The organism is Pseudoalteromonas sp. GW168-MNA-CIBAN-0100, assembly GCF_040309225.1.
In the GTDB taxonomy this organism is placed as follows: domain Bacteria; phylum Pseudomonadota; class Gammaproteobacteria; order Enterobacterales; family Alteromonadaceae; genus Pseudoalteromonas; species Pseudoalteromonas arctica.
Genome location: NZ_JBEOOL010000365.1, coordinates 1 through 306 on the forward strand (window position 1 = coordinate 1; position 306 = coordinate 306).

Below are 306 nucleotides of genomic sequence, written 5' to 3' on the forward strand. Positions count from 1 at the left end.
TGCAAGTGGCTTTGGCATGTCTAGCTTAATGTTTAAAATACCTTCAACACTGTCTTTAAATTTAGCTGGATGAGCCGTGGCTAAAAAGATTCCAGTAGCACCAGGAGCGCGATTTTCAACAAGTCCTTGGTATGCAATAGCAGTATGCGGCTCAGCAACATAACCTGTTTGTTGAATATTTTTCATCACTGTTTGCGTATCTTGCTCGTTTACGCTGGTTGAATAAAAATTATCGTAACTAAACCAGTTGTTGTCGAGCATAGTTTGCACTCGTGGCCAGTTATTTGGCTTGCTTACATCCATAGC

1 pseudogene is annotated in these 306 nt (G+C 40.8%); it reads right to left on the bottom strand.

Features of this window, described 5'->3' with window-relative positions:
* Positions 1-306: pseudogene (locus tag AAEY62_RS21505) on the bottom strand (threonine synthase); the annotation flags it as partial.